Genomic DNA, 15,352 nt, shown 5'->3' on the forward strand with positions numbered 1-15,352 from the left:
GAGGTTGCAGAAAGGCGAAGGTGGTTGCTCTGGCCGCGGGAGACAAGCCGAACCAATCGTCTTGGAAGCCGATCAGGCGGGTGCTAGTCGGTCTATTCATGTTCGGGATCGCGTTCCTGTACCTCAGAGGCTATCTCGAGCTCGTGCGGGTGAACTACCAGATCTCCGTGGTGCAGAAGGAGATCCAAGTCTGGGAAGCCAAGTGCGAGGAACTGCGAAAGCAGATCGAATACCTCTCCAGCGACGAATATGTTGAGAAGGTGGCCCGTGAGGAGCTGGGCCTCGTAAAGCCGGGCGAGGTGCCGTTCATTGTCGCTCAGCCGCGCAACCCTGATTCGCCCCCCGCCGTCATGAAAAGGCAGGGGGTCGACCCTGCGAGCATTCGTGACTAGGCCGGCGGGCTCGCGTAGCCGGGCAGCGAAGGTCTCAGATGCCGTGTCCGCTGGTCTTCTGGCTGAGCCTAGGGCCTGGCGCGCTTGGGTTTGGATTGACACAACCGCACCGTACGAAGTATAATGAACTGAAATTCGGGCTCTGTTTCTTGCTGACCACGACCACACGAGGGGGAGTTCACCAGGTATGCCGTCGCTCGAGGTAGGCAGCATCGTCGAGGGCCGCGTGACGGGAATCACGCACTTCGGAGCCTTCGTCGAACTGGCCGGGGGTCAGACCGGACTGGTTCACATTTCTGAAGTTGCTGACACGTATGTACGAGACATAAAGGACTACTTGAAAGAAAACGACGTCGTGAAAGTGAAGATTCTGGCCGTGGAAAACGGCAGGATCGGGTTGTCGATCAAGCAGGCTGATCCGAATTACCAGCCCGGTCGCGGCAGAAGGATGAACGCGGCCGCAAGGCAGTCCTTTGAGGAGAAGCTATCAAAGTTCTTGAAAGACAGCGACGAGCGGCTGTCAGACCTCAAGAAAAGCCAGGAATCGAAGCGGGGTGGGCGCGGCACTCGCTACTCCAGAGTAGGAGGGGCGTAGAGGCCGGATCGCATGGTCTCGTTAGCCCGGCTGTGTTGCCCCGCAGAAAAGACAACCATCTCACGGGCACGATTCGGAAGAGCAAGACGAAGACGAACGATTTTGACGCGAGAGACAAACAACGACAGGATCGAACATCGAGCAATGAAGAATCAGGAAAGAGTGGAGTGAGAGGAAAGCCGGTGTGCTTAGGCCACCGGCTGTTTCTTCAATGTGCCCTATGGAGCGCAGACCCCAATGGACGGGCCTGACAGACGAGGAGATCGTGGAAAGACAAATAGGCAGGAAGCCACGGGGGTTCCTCCGGGTAGCGACACGGTGCCCGTTTGGCCTCCCGGAGACCATCGTGACGAGGCCGGTCCTCCGCGAGGACGGTGGCACGTCTCCAGAAAGGCGCGTGAAGCCGTTTCCCACCGTGTTCTGGCTCACCTGTCCTGGTGCAGTGCGAGCGGTATCCGAGCTCGAAGCCCTGGGATACGTGAGGGAGCTGCAGCGAAGGCTTGCGGGCGACGCGTCCGCCTTCGAGGCCTACCGTGAGGCGACAAGGTCGTACGCGAACTACCGCCTGTCCCTCCTCCCGGCCGACGAGGCAGCGCGTCTCGCCGCGGAGCATCCGGGCCAGTATGAGGTAGTGGCGCGCTCCGGAATCGGCGGCGTGCTTGGGAAGCCTGATGCTGCGGGGATCAAGTGTCTCCACGCCCACTATGCCGATTACTTAGCACGCGGAACGAACCCTATCGGGAAGTGGGTTCGTGAGCTGCTCGTAGAGAAGGCGCGCGGTGAGCTTGGCCCTCCAGAGCGAAGGCAAGCGCCGCGGCCACGGCGAGCACCCCGGGGAGAAGAGTGAGCGCCGTCCGAATGCCGAGGGCATCCGCGACGACCCCTATGCCTGCTGCACCGAGCGACCCCGCCCCCCACGCGACGCCCATCATGAACGCCGAAACCGTGCCCGCTCTTGCCGGCGCGAGATTCTGGGCGGTCATCGTGATGATGGGCATGGGGAGATATATGGTGAACCCGGCCGCAGCGAGCAGCGCGTACGAGGCGAGGCCGTTCGCGCGCATGAACCCGAGCAGGAGCGGGATGGGCGCCAGCAGGCCTGCGATCATCAACTTGAATGGCCCCATTCTGTCGGCCGCTGGCCCCGCCACCATGATGCCGACGATGCCGGCGGCCACGAATACCGACGCCACGGACCCGTACACCATGAGCGGCAGGCCAATCTCTTTCAGATAGATGGGCAGGAACGTGGTGTAGCTCATGGAGACGGCCAGGCGCAGGGCCGCGATGATCCAGAGCATCACGAGCGCCCCAACGGGCACCTTCCCACTCTGCCCGCTGCTGGTCAGGGCTCCATCGGCGGCGGAGGCATCGTTTGCCGGCGCCGGGTGGGAGCGTCTTGCCTCGCCAAGACCGGGGCGGCTGGCCGTGCGACGACGTGGTGCGAAACGGTATATGAAGAGAGAGACAAGGATGCCTGGGATGACCGTGACGTAAGTGTACCGCAGGCCGAGCGTGCTCACGACTGAGAGCACCACGAGAGGTCCGAGGGCATACCCGACCTCTCCCGCTGTCGTAAACACCGACAGAACGAATCCTTTACGGGTCTGGTCTATTGAGCCAGCCATTGCGGCGCCCTGGGGGTGGAACATGCCCGAGCCGATCCCGCCGATAACGAGCAGGGCCACGAGCAGACCCTGGCTGCCAGCAAGACCGATCATGCACATGGCTGTGGCGGTCACCGTCGGGCCGAGGACGATGAAGGCCCTGCTTTTGGTAGTGTCGGCGAGGTGTCCCACGAGAGGCTGAACGACCGACGAGGTGATGGCGTATACTGCGGAGAGAAGCCCTGCCACCGCTAGAGACATGTCGAACTTCGCCACGAGCATCGGCAACAGCGGCGTGAGGAAGGCTGCGTACAGGTCATTCACCAGGTGTCCGGATGTTACTGCGGCAAGCTCGAGACGTTTACGCATGAATCATGATATTCGACCCAGCGGAAGGATATCCTTGCAAGCACGTAGAAAAATCGCAGGAAAAGCCGAAGGGCGCTCACCCGCCAGCTGAAATGGCGCCGGGCTGAAAGGCGTGTCTACTAATACGCTGCCATGAGGCCGTTGAACTTCCCAGGTAATTGCCAGTGCGCACGACCCCAGCGACGGCTCTGTGGGCTTCAACTGGGCTGGGGCGACATCATATTTGGGACGAGACGACACATTGTGGGAGAGTTCAACGCTCTCTGCCGCAAGTTTTCGTCTCCTTTCTTGCCGACGCCAGCGTTGCTGGTGCTTGCGCGACGGGGCGTGGAGGATTTGGCTATCTCGCGCGCCCGATTCGAACGAGGCGCGCCGCAAGCACGCCGTCCCCGGAGGGCGGCGCCGGCAACCCTGCGGAAAACCCCCGGGCTGACTGGGGAAGATTCCCGCGCTGAAAAGTGGCGCGAACTTTCGGCGATCTACATATTAGGAGGATATTGCCAAGCATGGACTGGAAACTCTTTGCTCTCACCTTCACTACTCTTTTCCTGGCTGAGATGGGCGACAAGACGCAGCTTGCCGTGTTCACGCTGGTTGCCCAACACCGCATGGTCATCCCGGTCTTCCTGGGTGCGTCCCTTGCCTTGTCCAGCGTCAGCCTCATTGGTGCCCTGTTCGGCGGCGTGATCTCCAGATTCCTCCCAGCGGAGTACATTCAGATCGCAGCCGGCATCCTTTTCATCGGGATGGGCGTGTTCATCTTGGTGCAGGCCATGGCCAAGCTGGTAGGGTAGCGGGTCGGACGGGCGCAGCGGTAGCGGGGGAGTTGAGATGAGCGAGGAGCGATGAATGGGGCTTTGTCTCGTTCTTGCGTCTTGCGCTCCGAGGCTGCTCGACCGAGCTCGAGCCTCCGGGAGAGGCTGAAGGAGGGGAATCACGGGGATGATCCTTGTACTCGACATTGGCAACACCAACATCGTTCTGGGGGTTTACGAGAACACGCGCCTGGTGACAAGCTCCCGCATGGCCACCGACCGGCTGAAGACCGCGGACGAGTACGCCATGCTCATCCGAGACCTTTTTTCGTACCACGGGCTTGATTTCACCGCAATAGACGGCGCTGCCATCTCGTGCGTCGTGCCTCCCGTCATCGGTACATTCGAGGATCTTGTGAGGCGCTATTTTCACTGTGAGCCTGTGGTCGTGGAGCCCGGGATCAAGACTGGCATAGTCATACGTTACGAGAATCCCAAGGAAGTTGGGGCGGACCGCATCGTCAATGCCGTGGCGGCTTACGAGAAGTACGGCGGCCCAGTGATCGTGGTAGATTTCGGCACCGCCACGACGTTTTGTGCCATATCCGCGGCCGGCGAGTACTTGGGCGGGGCCATCGCGCCCGGCATCGGCATATCGAGTGAGGCGCTGTTCGCGCGCGCCGCAAAGCTCCCCCGTGTCGAGCTCGTGAAACCGAGGTCGGTTATCGGGCGCAGCACAGTTGCAAGCATGCAGGCAGGCATAATCTACGGGACAGTGGGGCTCGTCGACGGGATAGTGAAGAGGATGAAGCTCGAGATGGGAGGCGATGCCCGCGTGGTGGCTACCGGGGGCTTCGCGCCGCTCATCGCGGAGGATTCATCCGAGATAGACGTGCTCGAGCCCAACCTTACCCTGGAAGGCCTGCGCATGATCTTCGAGAAGAATCGGCCGTGTCCTTGATTTGGGGAGTGAACGGGGTCTGAGAAACTCAGCTCAGCAGCTCGAGAAAGCCATTACCGTAGGTCTTGAGGTAGCGGGCTCCCGGAGGTGGGAGGTCGAGGACTCCCTTGATGAACTCGACCGGCTCGCGGAGACGGCGGGTGCCGAGGTGGTCGGGAGGGTGGTCCAGAGGCGGGCGTCGCCTGACCCCGCTACGTATATAGGCGAGGGGAAAGCCCGGGAGATCGCGGCCCTTGCGATCGTGGCCCACGCTGACCTGGTTATCTTCGATGACGAACTCAGCCCCGCCCAACAACGCAATCTCGAGGAGATCATAGGGATCAAGGTCATCGACCGCACCTGGCTCATCCTCGACATCTTCGCCTCAAGGGCCGCGAGCAAGGAAGGCAAGATCCAGGTCGAGCTCGCCCAGCTTTCTTACTTACTCCCGCGGCTCACAGGCAAGGGCGTCGAGCTTTCGAGGCTCGGCGGCGGCATCGGCACCCGTGGGCCTGGGGAGACGAAGCTCGAGACAGACAGGCGCCGGATTAGAAAGCGCATCGCGGTCCTCCGCGGCGAGCTCGCCGAGATAGCGGCGCGGCGAGGGCTGCAGCGTTCCCGCCGCAAGGAAGCGGGGATACCCGTGGTTTCGCTGGTCGGCTACACCAATGCCGGCAAGTCCACGCTCTTCAACGCCCTCACCGAGTCGCAGGTCCTCGCGGAGGACAAACTTTTCGCCACGTTGGACCCGACGATACGCAGGTGTCGCCTGCCGGGAGGCGGGGTGGTGCTCCTTGCAGACACCGTGGGCTTCATTCGTAAGCTGCCCCACGATCTCGTGGCGGCATTCCGCGCCACCCTGGAGGAAGTCGCCGAAGCCGATGTCATCTGTCACGTGGTGGACGCGAGTCACCCCGGCAAGGACGAGCAGTGTGCGGCGGTGAACGCGGTCCTCGCCGACCTCGGCCTTCAGGACAAGCCGATGGTCACCGTCCTCAACAAGATAGACCTCGTCGAAGGGGACATCAAGAGAGAACGCTTGCGTGTGGAGCACCCCGGTGCGGTGCTGATCTCCGCCGCCGAGCGATGGGGCCTGTCTGACCTGCTTCGAGCGATCGAGGACACGCTTCCTCCGACGGGACGGCGAGGTGGCCCGCAAGCCGAGCCCGGTTCCCGCGCGGCAGTAAGCGGGGCGCATGCCTCAGGCGCAACTGAGCTACGCGGCGGTTCACGCGCCGTTTCCATCTCCATCGGCGATGTTGCTCTGGCGGCTCCCGTAGTGCTTGCGCCCATGGCGGGGGTGACCGACCTCGCCTACCGGGTGCTCGCGAAGGAGATGGGGTGCGCTCTGGTATACACGGAAATGATCTCCGACAAGGCCCTCATCTTCCACAACGAGCGGACCTTCGAGCTCGTGCGGATCTCGGACCTCGAAAGACCCGTGGCGGTTCAGCTGTTCGGGAGCGATCCCGAGAGCATGGCGAGCGCAGCCGCCATCGTTCGGGACCGGGTCCATCCCGACATCATCGACATCAACATGGGATGCCCGACGCCGAAGATTGTCAGGAACGGCGAAGGGGCCGCGCTCATGCGGGACGTGCCCCTCGCACAGGATATCGTCGCGGCTGTAGTCGGGGTGGCGGGGGTTCCAGTGACGGTGAAGATGAGAAAGGGCTGGGACAGGGAGCACGTCAACGCCGTCGAACTCGCGCAGGCGGTGGAGGCTGCCGGCGCGGCCGCCGTTGCGGTGCACGGTCGCACCCGTGACCAGTTCTATTCCGGCGAGGCTGACTGGAGCATCATCAAGGATGTGAAGGAGGCCGTCGGAATCCCCGTTATCGGCAACGGGGACGTCCGGTCGGGGGAGGACGCCGCGCGTATGCTCGAGGAGACGGGCTGCGACGCGGTTATGATAGGCAGGGCGGCGCTCGGGAATCCTTGGATATTCAGGGAAGTCGCTATCTATCTCGCGACAGGCCGGAAGGTGCCGCCGCCTTCGCTTGCTGAGCGAGCCGCCATGGCCATCCGCCACCTTGACATGATGATCGAGCTTTTCGGGGAGAAAAGCGCCGTTCTTCAGATGAGGAAACACGCAGCGTGGTACCTCCGCGGCATCCCCGGCGCGGCCCAGGCTCGAGTGCGGATAAACGCTGCGAAGACCAGGGCTGAGATGGTGGAAGCCGTGACCTCGGTCCTTGGTGACCCCTGGAGCTAATTGAGGTTGCATCGGTCTCTGCCCCATTCCCGTCGGTTGCCGGGTTGCCGGCGTTGCACTCTGGGACGCCGCCACGATCAGGGCGCGCTTCGCCAAAACCCGAGTTTGCGTTTTCGGGAGCATCCTGCTAGAATGTGAGTGTGCACAATAATGTAAACATGGCTCCAGCGGGAATGCCGTCGGTGCGTGCTCGCGCTGGACGCGCACCGAAGGCAGACAGGGGGTGATGCGGCTGGAGCTCATCCGCATCGGCGATAAAGTCGTGGATAAGGCGCGGTTGTACAAGGCCATCGACAAGATCCTCGAGCTCCGCGTGAAGGGCCTCTCGCAACAGGAGACCGCGGAGCAGGTAGGCATCGACAGGGCTTTCGTGTCCCGCCTGGAGAGCCTCGGCGAGGTTCGTAAAGGCGCGCGCGTCGCGATCGTGGGGTTCCCGGTGGGGAACAAAGAGGAGATCCGCAAAGTAGCGGAGGAGGAAGGCGTGGATTTCGTCCTCCTTCTGAACGACGTTGAACGGTGGGCCTATCTCAGGGAGAGGTCGGGGCAAGAGGTCTTCAACGAGATCATGGCCATAATCACGAGGCTCAAGACATACGACGCCGTCGTTTTCATAGGGTCCGACATGCGGGTGGGCCTTGTGGAATCCATTCTCGGCGACCGGGTGATCGGGATCGAGGTCGGAACGTCCCCGATTAAGGGCGACCGTTATGTGGACCCGGAGTCCATCCGCAACATCCTTCGCAGCATAACAACGCCATAGCCGCGGCGGCAGCGTCGCGCAATTAGTCGCACAAGCCTACAAGATGGGAGTGGGGGGCAGGTTCGCATGAAGCACGTTGTCAGCGTAAGTCTGGGCTCGTCCAAGCGCGACCACAAAGCCACGGTCATTCTGCTCGGCGAGGAAGTCGTGATCGAGAGGCGCGGGACCGATGGGGACATCCGGAGAGCTATTGATCTCATTCGAAGCCTGGATGGCAAAGTGGACGCCTTTGGCATGGGCGGCACGGATCTCTGGTTTTACGTGGGACGGAGGCGGTACATGGTTCGTGATGCGGTCCCGATAGCACGTGCTGCCAGCAAGACTCCCATCGCCGACGGGAGCATGCTGAAAGGCGTGATCGAGCGCAGGGCGGTCGAGTATATTCGTGACGAGATGAAGATGCCCCTCGCGGGCAAGAACGCTCTTATCGTGTGCGCCCTGGACAGGTTCGGCATGGCGTCAGCTCTCCTCGAATCCGGGTGTCACATGATGTACGGAGATCTGGCGTTCGGTCTCGGCATACCCATATTCCTGAGATCTCTTTCCACGTTCGAGACGCTTGTAACCGTCCTCATGCCGGTGATACGGCTTCTCCCCATCAAGATGCTATACCCTACAGGCAAGAGCCAGGAACGCGTGGTGCCGAAGTTCGGGAAGGCGTACGGGTGGGCGGACATCATCGGGGGGGACTGCCATTTCATCAAGAAACACATGCCCGACGACCTCACGGGGAAGGTTATCATAACGAACACCGTCACCCGCGATGACGTGGAAGCGTTTAGAAAGAGAGGGGTGAAGACGCTGGTGGCGTCGACCCCAGAGATCGAGGGCAGGTCGTTCGCAACGAACGTCATGGACGCGGTGTTCGTTGCTCTGACTGGCCGGCGACCGGAGGAGTTCACGCCTTCGGACTACCTGGACCTCATCAGGCGATTGGAGATGAAGCCCAGAGTGGAGACGCTGAACTAGCCGGTCTTGCGGTCCTGACCGAGGCTTGACAACGGCGGGAGCACACGACATAATAATGGCATGCGAAAAGGGGCATCGCGCAACGGGCCCGGGCGCGCGAGATGGCGCCGGGGCAGGTTGCGCGATGTCCGGATGTACATGGGCCGGTTAAGGGAGGAACCTGCTTGATGGCGCAAAAGGTAGTTCTCACCTTGGAAGGGCTCAGGAGACTCGAGAAGGAACTTGAGTACCTCAAGACTACCAAGCGGCGCGAAGTTGCTGCGAGGATCAAGGAGGCGAAGGCTTTCGGCGACATCACCGACAATGCCGAGTACGAGGACGCCAAGAACGAGCAAGCGTTCGTCGAGGGACGGATCGCTCAACTGGAGGCGATGCTCCGGAATGCCGAGGTCATCGACGAGGATGAGGTCAGCACCGATACGGTGCATCTCGGGTGCAAGGTGAAGCTGAAGGACCTTTCGGACAACGAGATCTTCGAGTACACCATAGTCGGTTCGGCGGAAGCCGATCCGGGGAACCTGCGTATATCGAATGAGTCTCCCGTGGGTAAGGCCGTCCTCGGCAAGAAGGTCGGGAGCATAGTGGAAGCCCTCGCACCCGCGGGGCCCATCAAGTTCCAGATTCTGGACATCACGAGGTGACGAAATGAGCCAGGGGAGAGAGGTTCATCCGGCGAGTGAGGGTGCTGCGGAGGCCGCGGAGGCTGTGGAGGCCGCGGCGGGGTTAGCGGAAGGCGCGCCAACACCGGAGGGCGGAGCCGCGGCGGGCGCTGGAGCGTACGGGGACGAGGAGCTCGAAAGCGAGCAGGTGCGAGTCCGGAGGCAGAAGATGGATGCTCTCCGAGCTAGGGGTATCGATCCTTTCGGTCACAGGTTCGAGCGCACCCACCACGCCCGAGAGATCGTTGAGGGCTTTGAGAGGCTCGAGGGTGGCACCGTCAAGGTCGCCGGGCGGCTCATGGCGATGAGGAGCCACGGGAAGGCCACTTTCGCGGACCTTCTGGATCTGTCGGGTCGAATACAGATCTACGCGAAGTTGGATCGACTCGGCCAGGACGCTTACGACTTGTTCACCTCGCTCGACATTGGCGACATCGTTGGCGTGGAGGGTAGGGTATTCCGTACTCGGCGGGGCGAGGTCACGCTAGAGATCGAGAGGTTCGAGCTTCTCTCGAAGTCGCTCCGGCCTCTCCCGGAAAAATGGCATGGCCTGGCTGACGTGGACCTTCGCTACAGGCAGAGATACCTCGACCTCATCGTCAACCCCGAGGTGCGCGAGGTCTTCCTCAAGCGGACAGCCATCGTTCGCGCTGTGCGCGCATTTCTCGATTCCCGTGGCTACATCGAGGTGGAGACCTCGGCGATGCACACCATCCCTGGCGGGGCAACCGCGAGGCCGTTCATTACCCATCATAACGCCCTTGACATCGATCTTTACCTGCGGATAGCGTTGGAGCTCCATCTCAAGCGCCTCATCGTCGGGGGTCTCGAGAAAGTGTACGAGATCGGGCGCGTGTTCAGGAACGAAGGGATCTCCACGAAACACAACCCCGAGTTTACCATGCTGGAGCTTTATGAAGCCTACGCGGACTACACAGACATGATGAACCTCGCGGAGGATCTCATCCACTACGTGGCCATTCAGGTGCTGGGACAGGCCAAGGTCGACTACGAGGGGAACACGATCGACCTTGTGCCTCCCTGGCCGAGAAAGACTATGGTGGAAGCCGTGCGGGAACGCACAGGGGTTGATTTCAGCGGTGTGGATAGCGACGAAGACGCTCGTGCGGCGGCGCGCCGCCTGGGAGTCGAGGTCGACCCGCAGGCCACAACGGGTAAGGTGCTTTCCGAGGTCTACGAGGAGTGCGTGGAGCCGACGCTGATATCCCCGGTCTTCGTAACGGACCACCCCATAGAGATCTCCCCTCTGGCTAAGAAGCGGGAGGACGACCCGCGTTACACGTACAGGTTCGAGCTCATAATAGGCGGGCGCGAGATAGCGAACGCGTTCAGCGAGCTGAACGATCCCATAGACCAGCGCGAGAGGTTCGAAGCGCAGGCGGCGTTGCGCGCCAGGGGTGACGACGAGGCTCACAGGATGGACGAGGACTTCCTGCGAGCGCTGGAGCACGGAATGCCGCCGACCGGGGGGATGGGGATAGGCATAGACAGGCTGGTGATGCTCCTCACCAACCAGAGCTCGATCAGGGACGTGATCCTCTTCCCCACGATGAGGCCGAAGAGGTAATCAAGGACTCGGAGCACTCAAAGTGCCTGAGCTCTCGACGACGTTCCGGACGTAAGACAGGGGTTACGCGATGAGCAGTCGCGGAACCCCTGCTTTTTATTCTCCGAAGCCTGCACCAGTAGAAGGATTTCCGGGTCAGGCGGCGAATCATGTTGCTGTGGATGAACAAGTGTGCTGAACATATGTGCAAAGGAGGATCCCGGTGTCTTTCGATAAGAGGGTTCTCTACGAGATCGCTCACCAGTACTATGAGCTCGAGCGCACGCAACAGGAGATCGCGAAAAGCCTGGGCATATCCAGGAGCCAGGTGTCGCGTGCGCTACAACAGGCGCGCGAGGCCGGGATAGTGCTCCTGAAGGTCATAGATCCGGATGAAGACTACAGCGACCTTGCGCGGGCGCTGAGGGAGCGGTTCGGCCTCAAGGACGCTGTGGTAATAGGAGGAGTCGACTCCCCGCGCTTGCTTGCACAGAACCTGGGGCGTGCTGCTGCGAGCTACCTCGCCCATTGCGTCAAGGAGCGTTCGGTGATCGGCGTATCGTGGGGAGCTACGCTGCGTGAAGTCGCGGCGGCGCTCGGTGCCGCAATACCATCGGCCCTCAATGTGACGGTTGTGCCCTTGCTGGGAGGGCTTGGACAGGTAGCAGCTGACCTCCAGATCAACGAGCTTGCCGCGCGAGTGGCGACCGCACTCGGAGGGGTCAACTTCTACCTCCATGCACCGTCGTTTGTTGACACTCCTGAGGCGAAGGCGGCCATCATGGCTGATAGCAATATAAAGAGAGTCGTAGAGCTGTGGGAACGCGTGGACGTAGCTTTGGTCGGAGTGGGAACCTTCAGGCCGCCTTCGACCCTCCTCGAGAGAGGCGGTTTTCCCGATGCAGAGCTCCGCGAGCTGCGAGGGATCGGCGCAGTAGGGGACATGTGCATGCGCTTCTTTGACATCCATGGGACGCCGTTGGAGACGTCGCTTAACGACAGGATCGTCGGGGTGACTCTCGAGGAGCTCAGCCGTATGGGGTGCGTCATAGCTGTCGCTGGCGGGGCAAACAAGACCGAGGCAATCCTCGGAGCGCTCCGCAGCAGGGTCGTGGACGTGATCATCACAGACGACGCTGCGGCGAGAGGGGTGATGTCACTGGCCGAGTGAAGCGTGGCAGGCTGTACACTCCATATCTGAGCTTGACTGGAGGTGTCTTTCATGGGGCTTGGTCAGGGGGCCCTCGGTCTTGGAGTGTCCTACCTTCTTGCCGTTGGCTATCTCGTTCTCATGTGGGTCATCGGGCGATACCTTTCAGCGCATTATCCTGAGGAACACAGGGTCCGCTGGGACACGAGGACGATCGCCAGGGTCACCATCCTGGCCGCGGTGTCTGGCGCCGGTGCGATGATAAAGGTGCCTGGGCCAGCCACCACGATAGCTCTGGATGCGGCAGCGGGCTACTTTGCGGCAGTGTTCTTCGGCTGGCCGGTGGGTGCGACGGTGGCCGCAATTGGGTGCTTTATCAGCAACGCTCTCGGCGGCTTCGCTAGCTGGCTGCCCATGGTGCCGATATACCTCTCAGGGATGGCATTGACTGTGACACTCACCGCGTTCATGGCGAAGAAGGCGGGGGTGGTGTCGGCCGTCATAGTCGGCACGATCGCCAATACGGTAACATGTCTTGGACCCTGGGTCATCATGATTGGCCTGCCCCTTATGATCGCGATCCTTCCTTCGCAGATCATTGGATCTGCAGCGAACGCTGCGATCGGTCTGGCTGTGGCTGGGATGCTGAAAACGGCACAGCACAGAAAGCGGCCGGAGCAGGTGGTATAGGGGCGCCGCCAGCGAGTTCCAGCCAGTTCACGCATAGCCGCAGTTGGTGAAGAGGTGTTCCATTTGACAGACAAGGCCGTATGCTTGAAGAACGTGAGGTTCAGGTACAAGGGCTCCAATCGCTGGGTGCTGGATGGTGTCTCACTCGACGTCGCAAGGGGTGAGTGCGTGGCTGTGCTGGGCCCCACAGGCTCGGGAAAGAGCACCCTGTGCGGAGTGATGAATGGCACGGTGCCCCTCTTCCTCGAGGGTGACCTCCAGGGCGATGTGCTCGTGGACGGCATGGTGCCCGCGAAGGTGGGCACCGCGAAGATGGCGGCTCATGTGGGGCTTGTTTTCGGCGATCCTGACATGCAACTCTTCGGCATGACGGTGGAAGAGGACGTAGCCTTCGGGCCGGCAAACCTCGGGCTGGACTATCCCACGATCATGGAGCGTGTTCACAAGAGCCTCGTTGATATGCGCCTTACAGGCCTCGAAAGGCGCGCTCCGTACAGGCTGTCCGGCGGGGAAAGGCAGGCCACGGCCATCGCCGGGGTATACGCAATGCTGCCTGACATCATGGTCCTTGACGAGCCCACATCCATGCTCGACCCGCAGGGCAAGGCCAGTGTCTTCTCGATTATCAAACGATTGAAAGAAGAGCTGGGGATCACGGTCATCCTCGTCGAACAGGAGGTCGACGATGTTCTCGAGCTTGCGGACAGGGTATTCGTGATGAACGCGGGCAGATTCGTGCTGCAGGGCACGCCTCGCGAGGTCTTCGGGCGCGTCGCTGAGGTGGCGGCCGCTGGGGTCCGTGTTCCGCACGTGGTGAGATTCGGCACCCTGCTTGGTGCGGAAAGGGTCCCGTTCACGCTGGACGAGGCCGTCCAACTCGTGGAGAGCGGCGGTTGGCTGAGTGGCGCTTGGCGGGACACCAGCGACGACGCCGGCGCTGGCGGCGAGAAAGGCACGACCACGACCGCAGGCCACACGTCGAACGCTGTGAGCGGGGCAACCTCCCCAGGGCACCCGCTGGGTGATGTGATCATCGAAGTGAAGGGCCTCGAGCACAGGTACCCCCAGGGTGCGCTTGCGCTGCGGGGCGTCGACTTGACCGTACGAGAGGGGGAGTTCATCGCCATAATCGGCCAAAACGGCGCGGGCAAGACCACGTTGACGCGCCATCTCAACGGCCTGTTGAAGCCCACTGCAGGCGACGTAAGAATCGGCGGCAGGTCAATCAAGGACCTAACGGCAGCGCAGGTTTCGCGCACCGTGGGCTATGTGTTCCAGAACCCCGATGAGCAGCTGTTCTGCAACAGCGTAGAGGAAGAGCTGCGTTTCGGTCCCGGTAACGTGGGTCTCACCGGTGAGGAACTTGACCGACGGGTCGAGGAGATCCTGCAGGACATCGGGCTAGCCGGGTATCGCGAGGTCTGGCCCAAATACCTCACGAAGGGCGAGCGGCAGAGGCTGGCTCTGGCTTCGGTAGTGGCCATGGACCCTGCCATACTCATCGTGGACGAGCCGACCACCGGCCTTGACTGGCTCGAATCCCTGCAAATCATGGACTACCTGAAGAGACTCCACGATGACCGGGGCAAGACGGTTCTCATAATCACGCACGACATGAACATTGTCAGCCTATATGCCAGACGCGTGGTTGTCATGGCGGGCGGTCGTGTGGTCGGCGATGGTTCGCCGCAGGAAGTGTTCTCGAACCCTGGCCTTATGGCGAAGGCGAACCTGAAACCACCTGCCATTGCGGAGCTATCGGTGAGGTTGTGCGGCCAGGTGGCCCTTACGCCGGAAGAGGCGGTTGAGACGCTAATGCACTTGAAAGGCGCAAGGGAGGGCTTGCAGTGATAGTCGAGTATGAAAGCAAGAACACCCCTATCCACTCGCTCGACCCGAGGGCCAAGATTCTCTGGTTGCTCGTGGTGGTGGTTATCAGCGTCATCTGGTCGGACCCGGTATACCTCTTCGGGCTTGCCGTGAGCGTCTTCATCTTCGGCGCCTTCGCCAGGTTCCCGTGGGAGAAGCTGAAAGGCCTCGCAGTATTCCTCACGGTGATGGCGGTGATCATCACCCTCGCGCAGGGTGTGACGTACACGCCAGCGGTTGCCCACCTAAAGGAGCCCGGCCGTGTGCTATTCCACATTATACCGGCGTGGGTGCCGGGCGTGGGCCCAGCATGGCCTGTCAAGCTCGGTGGGTTTCTCTACGGCATCGGTATGACTCTCAAGGTTTTCACCGTTCTGGTGGCAGTGGCTGTGCTTGGGTATGTTACTTCGCCATCAGAGATAGTGCAGCTTATCGCGAGGATTCCCAAAATGCCCTATCAGGTCGGGTTCATAGTCTCCACAGCATGGAAATTCGTGCCGGTCGTCCAGGCCCAGATCAGGTCGCTCATGGACGCTCACAAATCCAAGGGGGTCGAGCTCGACAGGGGCAGTTTCGTGGAGAGACTCAAGAAGACGTCACGGGTGGTGTCCCCTCTGTTTGCGAATGCGCTCTCCATGGCTGACACGCTTGCCCTCGCGATGGAATCGCGCGCTTTCGGCTCAAGCAAGCGGTTCACGTTCCTGCGGCCGTACAGGTTCAAGGCGCTCGACTACGTGGTGGTTCTGGCGTGCCTGGGTGCGGCAATCACAAGCATAGCGGGCCTTGCCCTCTATAAGGTGGGATCGCTCTAACGT

Annotated in this window: 15 protein-coding genes and 1 pseudogene; 15 read left to right on the forward strand and 1 reads right to left on the reverse strand. The window is 61.4% G+C overall.

What is annotated here, in order from left to right; translation table 11 throughout:
• Positions 1-80: 80 nt before the first annotated feature.
• The 3 genes from GX515_08345 (at position 81) to GX515_08355 (ending at position 1,834) form a co-directional block, all read left to right on the forward strand.
• Entirely contained in the window at positions 81-392 is a 312-nt protein-coding gene (locus GX515_08345; protein ID HHY33007.1) for a septum formation initiator family protein, read from the forward strand.
• 187 nt (positions 393-579) lie between these two features.
• Positions 580-987, forward strand: a complete 408-nt coding sequence (locus tag GX515_08350) for a S1 RNA-binding domain-containing protein (protein ID HHY33008.1) — start codon at positions 580-582, stop codon at positions 985-987.
• Between the two features lie 265 nt (positions 988-1,252).
• Positions 1,253-1,834 (forward strand): DUF501 domain-containing protein, encoded by a 582-nt coding sequence (locus GX515_08355; GenBank protein HHY33009.1) that lies wholly within the window; start codon positions 1,253-1,255, stop codon positions 1,832-1,834.
• On the opposite strand, the gene GX515_08360 is transcribed toward GX515_08355, so the two are convergent.
• Positions 1,722-2,963, reverse strand: a complete 1,242-nt coding sequence (locus GX515_08360; GenBank protein ID HHY33010.1) for an MFS transporter — start codon at positions 2,961-2,963, stop codon at positions 1,722-1,724. The genes GX515_08355 and GX515_08360 overlap by 113 nt on opposite strands.
• A gap of 506 nt (positions 2,964-3,469) precedes the next feature.
• Here GX515_08360 and GX515_08365 point away from each other — a divergent pair.
• The 12 genes and pseudogenes from GX515_08365 (at position 3,470) to GX515_08420 (ending at position 15,349) form a co-directional block, all read left to right on the forward strand.
• The gene (locus GX515_08365) at positions 3,470-3,757 is read left to right on the forward strand and encodes a TMEM165/GDT1 family protein (GenBank protein HHY33011.1); all 288 of its coding nucleotides are present in this window, start codon (positions 3,470-3,472) and stop codon (positions 3,755-3,757) included.
• Between the two features lie 148 nt (positions 3,758-3,905).
• Positions 3,906-4,679 carry a type III pantothenate kinase gene (locus tag GX515_08370; protein HHY33012.1) on the forward strand — a complete coding sequence of 258 codons (774 nt, stop codon included), beginning with the start codon at positions 3,906-3,908 and terminating at the stop codon, positions 4,677-4,679.
• Between the two features lie 19 nt (positions 4,680-4,698).
• A pseudogene (gene hflX, locus GX515_08375) lies at positions 4,699-5,787 on the forward strand (GTPase HflX).
• Between the two features lie 114 nt (positions 5,788-5,901).
• Entirely contained in the window at positions 5,902-6,873 is a 972-nt protein-coding gene (dusB, locus tag GX515_08380) for a tRNA dihydrouridine synthase DusB (protein ID HHY33013.1), read from the forward strand.
• A 232-nt stretch (positions 6,874-7,105) separates the two neighbouring features.
• Positions 7,106-7,633, forward strand: a complete 528-nt coding sequence (locus GX515_08385; protein ID HHY33014.1) for a transcriptional regulator — start codon at positions 7,106-7,108, stop codon at positions 7,631-7,633.
• A gap of 66 nt (positions 7,634-7,699) precedes the next feature.
• Entirely contained in the window at positions 7,700-8,602 is a 903-nt protein-coding gene (locus GX515_08390; protein HHY33015.1) for a quinate 5-dehydrogenase, read from the forward strand.
• 167 nt (positions 8,603-8,769) lie between these two features.
• A complete protein-coding gene (gene greA / locus GX515_08395) occupies positions 8,770-9,243 on the forward strand; it encodes a transcription elongation factor GreA (GenBank protein HHY33016.1) in 474 nt (157 codons plus the stop codon).
• A 4-nt stretch (positions 9,244-9,247) separates the two neighbouring features.
• Positions 9,248-10,849, forward strand: a complete 1,602-nt coding sequence (lysS, locus tag GX515_08400) for a lysine--tRNA ligase (GenBank protein ID HHY33017.1) — start codon at positions 9,248-9,250, stop codon at positions 10,847-10,849.
• Positions 10,850-11,051: 202 nt separating this feature from the next.
• Positions 11,052-11,999 (forward strand): sugar-binding transcriptional regulator, encoded by a 948-nt coding sequence (locus GX515_08405; protein HHY33018.1) that lies wholly within the window; start codon positions 11,052-11,054, stop codon positions 11,997-11,999.
• Positions 12,000-12,050: 51 nt separating this feature from the next.
• Positions 12,051-12,668, forward strand: coding sequence for a hypothetical protein (locus GX515_08410; protein HHY33019.1), 618 nt, complete (start codon positions 12,051-12,053; stop codon positions 12,666-12,668).
• A 63-nt stretch (positions 12,669-12,731) separates the two neighbouring features.
• Positions 12,732-14,519: an ATP-binding cassette domain-containing protein gene (locus GX515_08415; protein ID HHY33020.1), complete on the forward strand. Its 1,788-nt coding sequence runs from the start codon at positions 12,732-12,734 to the stop codon at positions 14,517-14,519.
• Positions 14,516-15,349, forward strand: a complete 834-nt coding sequence (locus tag GX515_08420) for an energy-coupling factor transporter transmembrane protein EcfT (GenBank protein HHY33021.1) — start codon at positions 14,516-14,518, stop codon at positions 15,347-15,349. Before GX515_08415 ends, GX515_08420 begins: the two co-directional genes overlap by 4 nt.
• The last annotated feature ends 3 nt before the right edge of the window (positions 15,350-15,352 follow it).

Source organism: Bacillota bacterium (assembly GCA_012842395.1).
Lineage (GTDB): Bacteria > Bacillota > SHA-98 > UBA4971 > UBA4971 > UBA6256.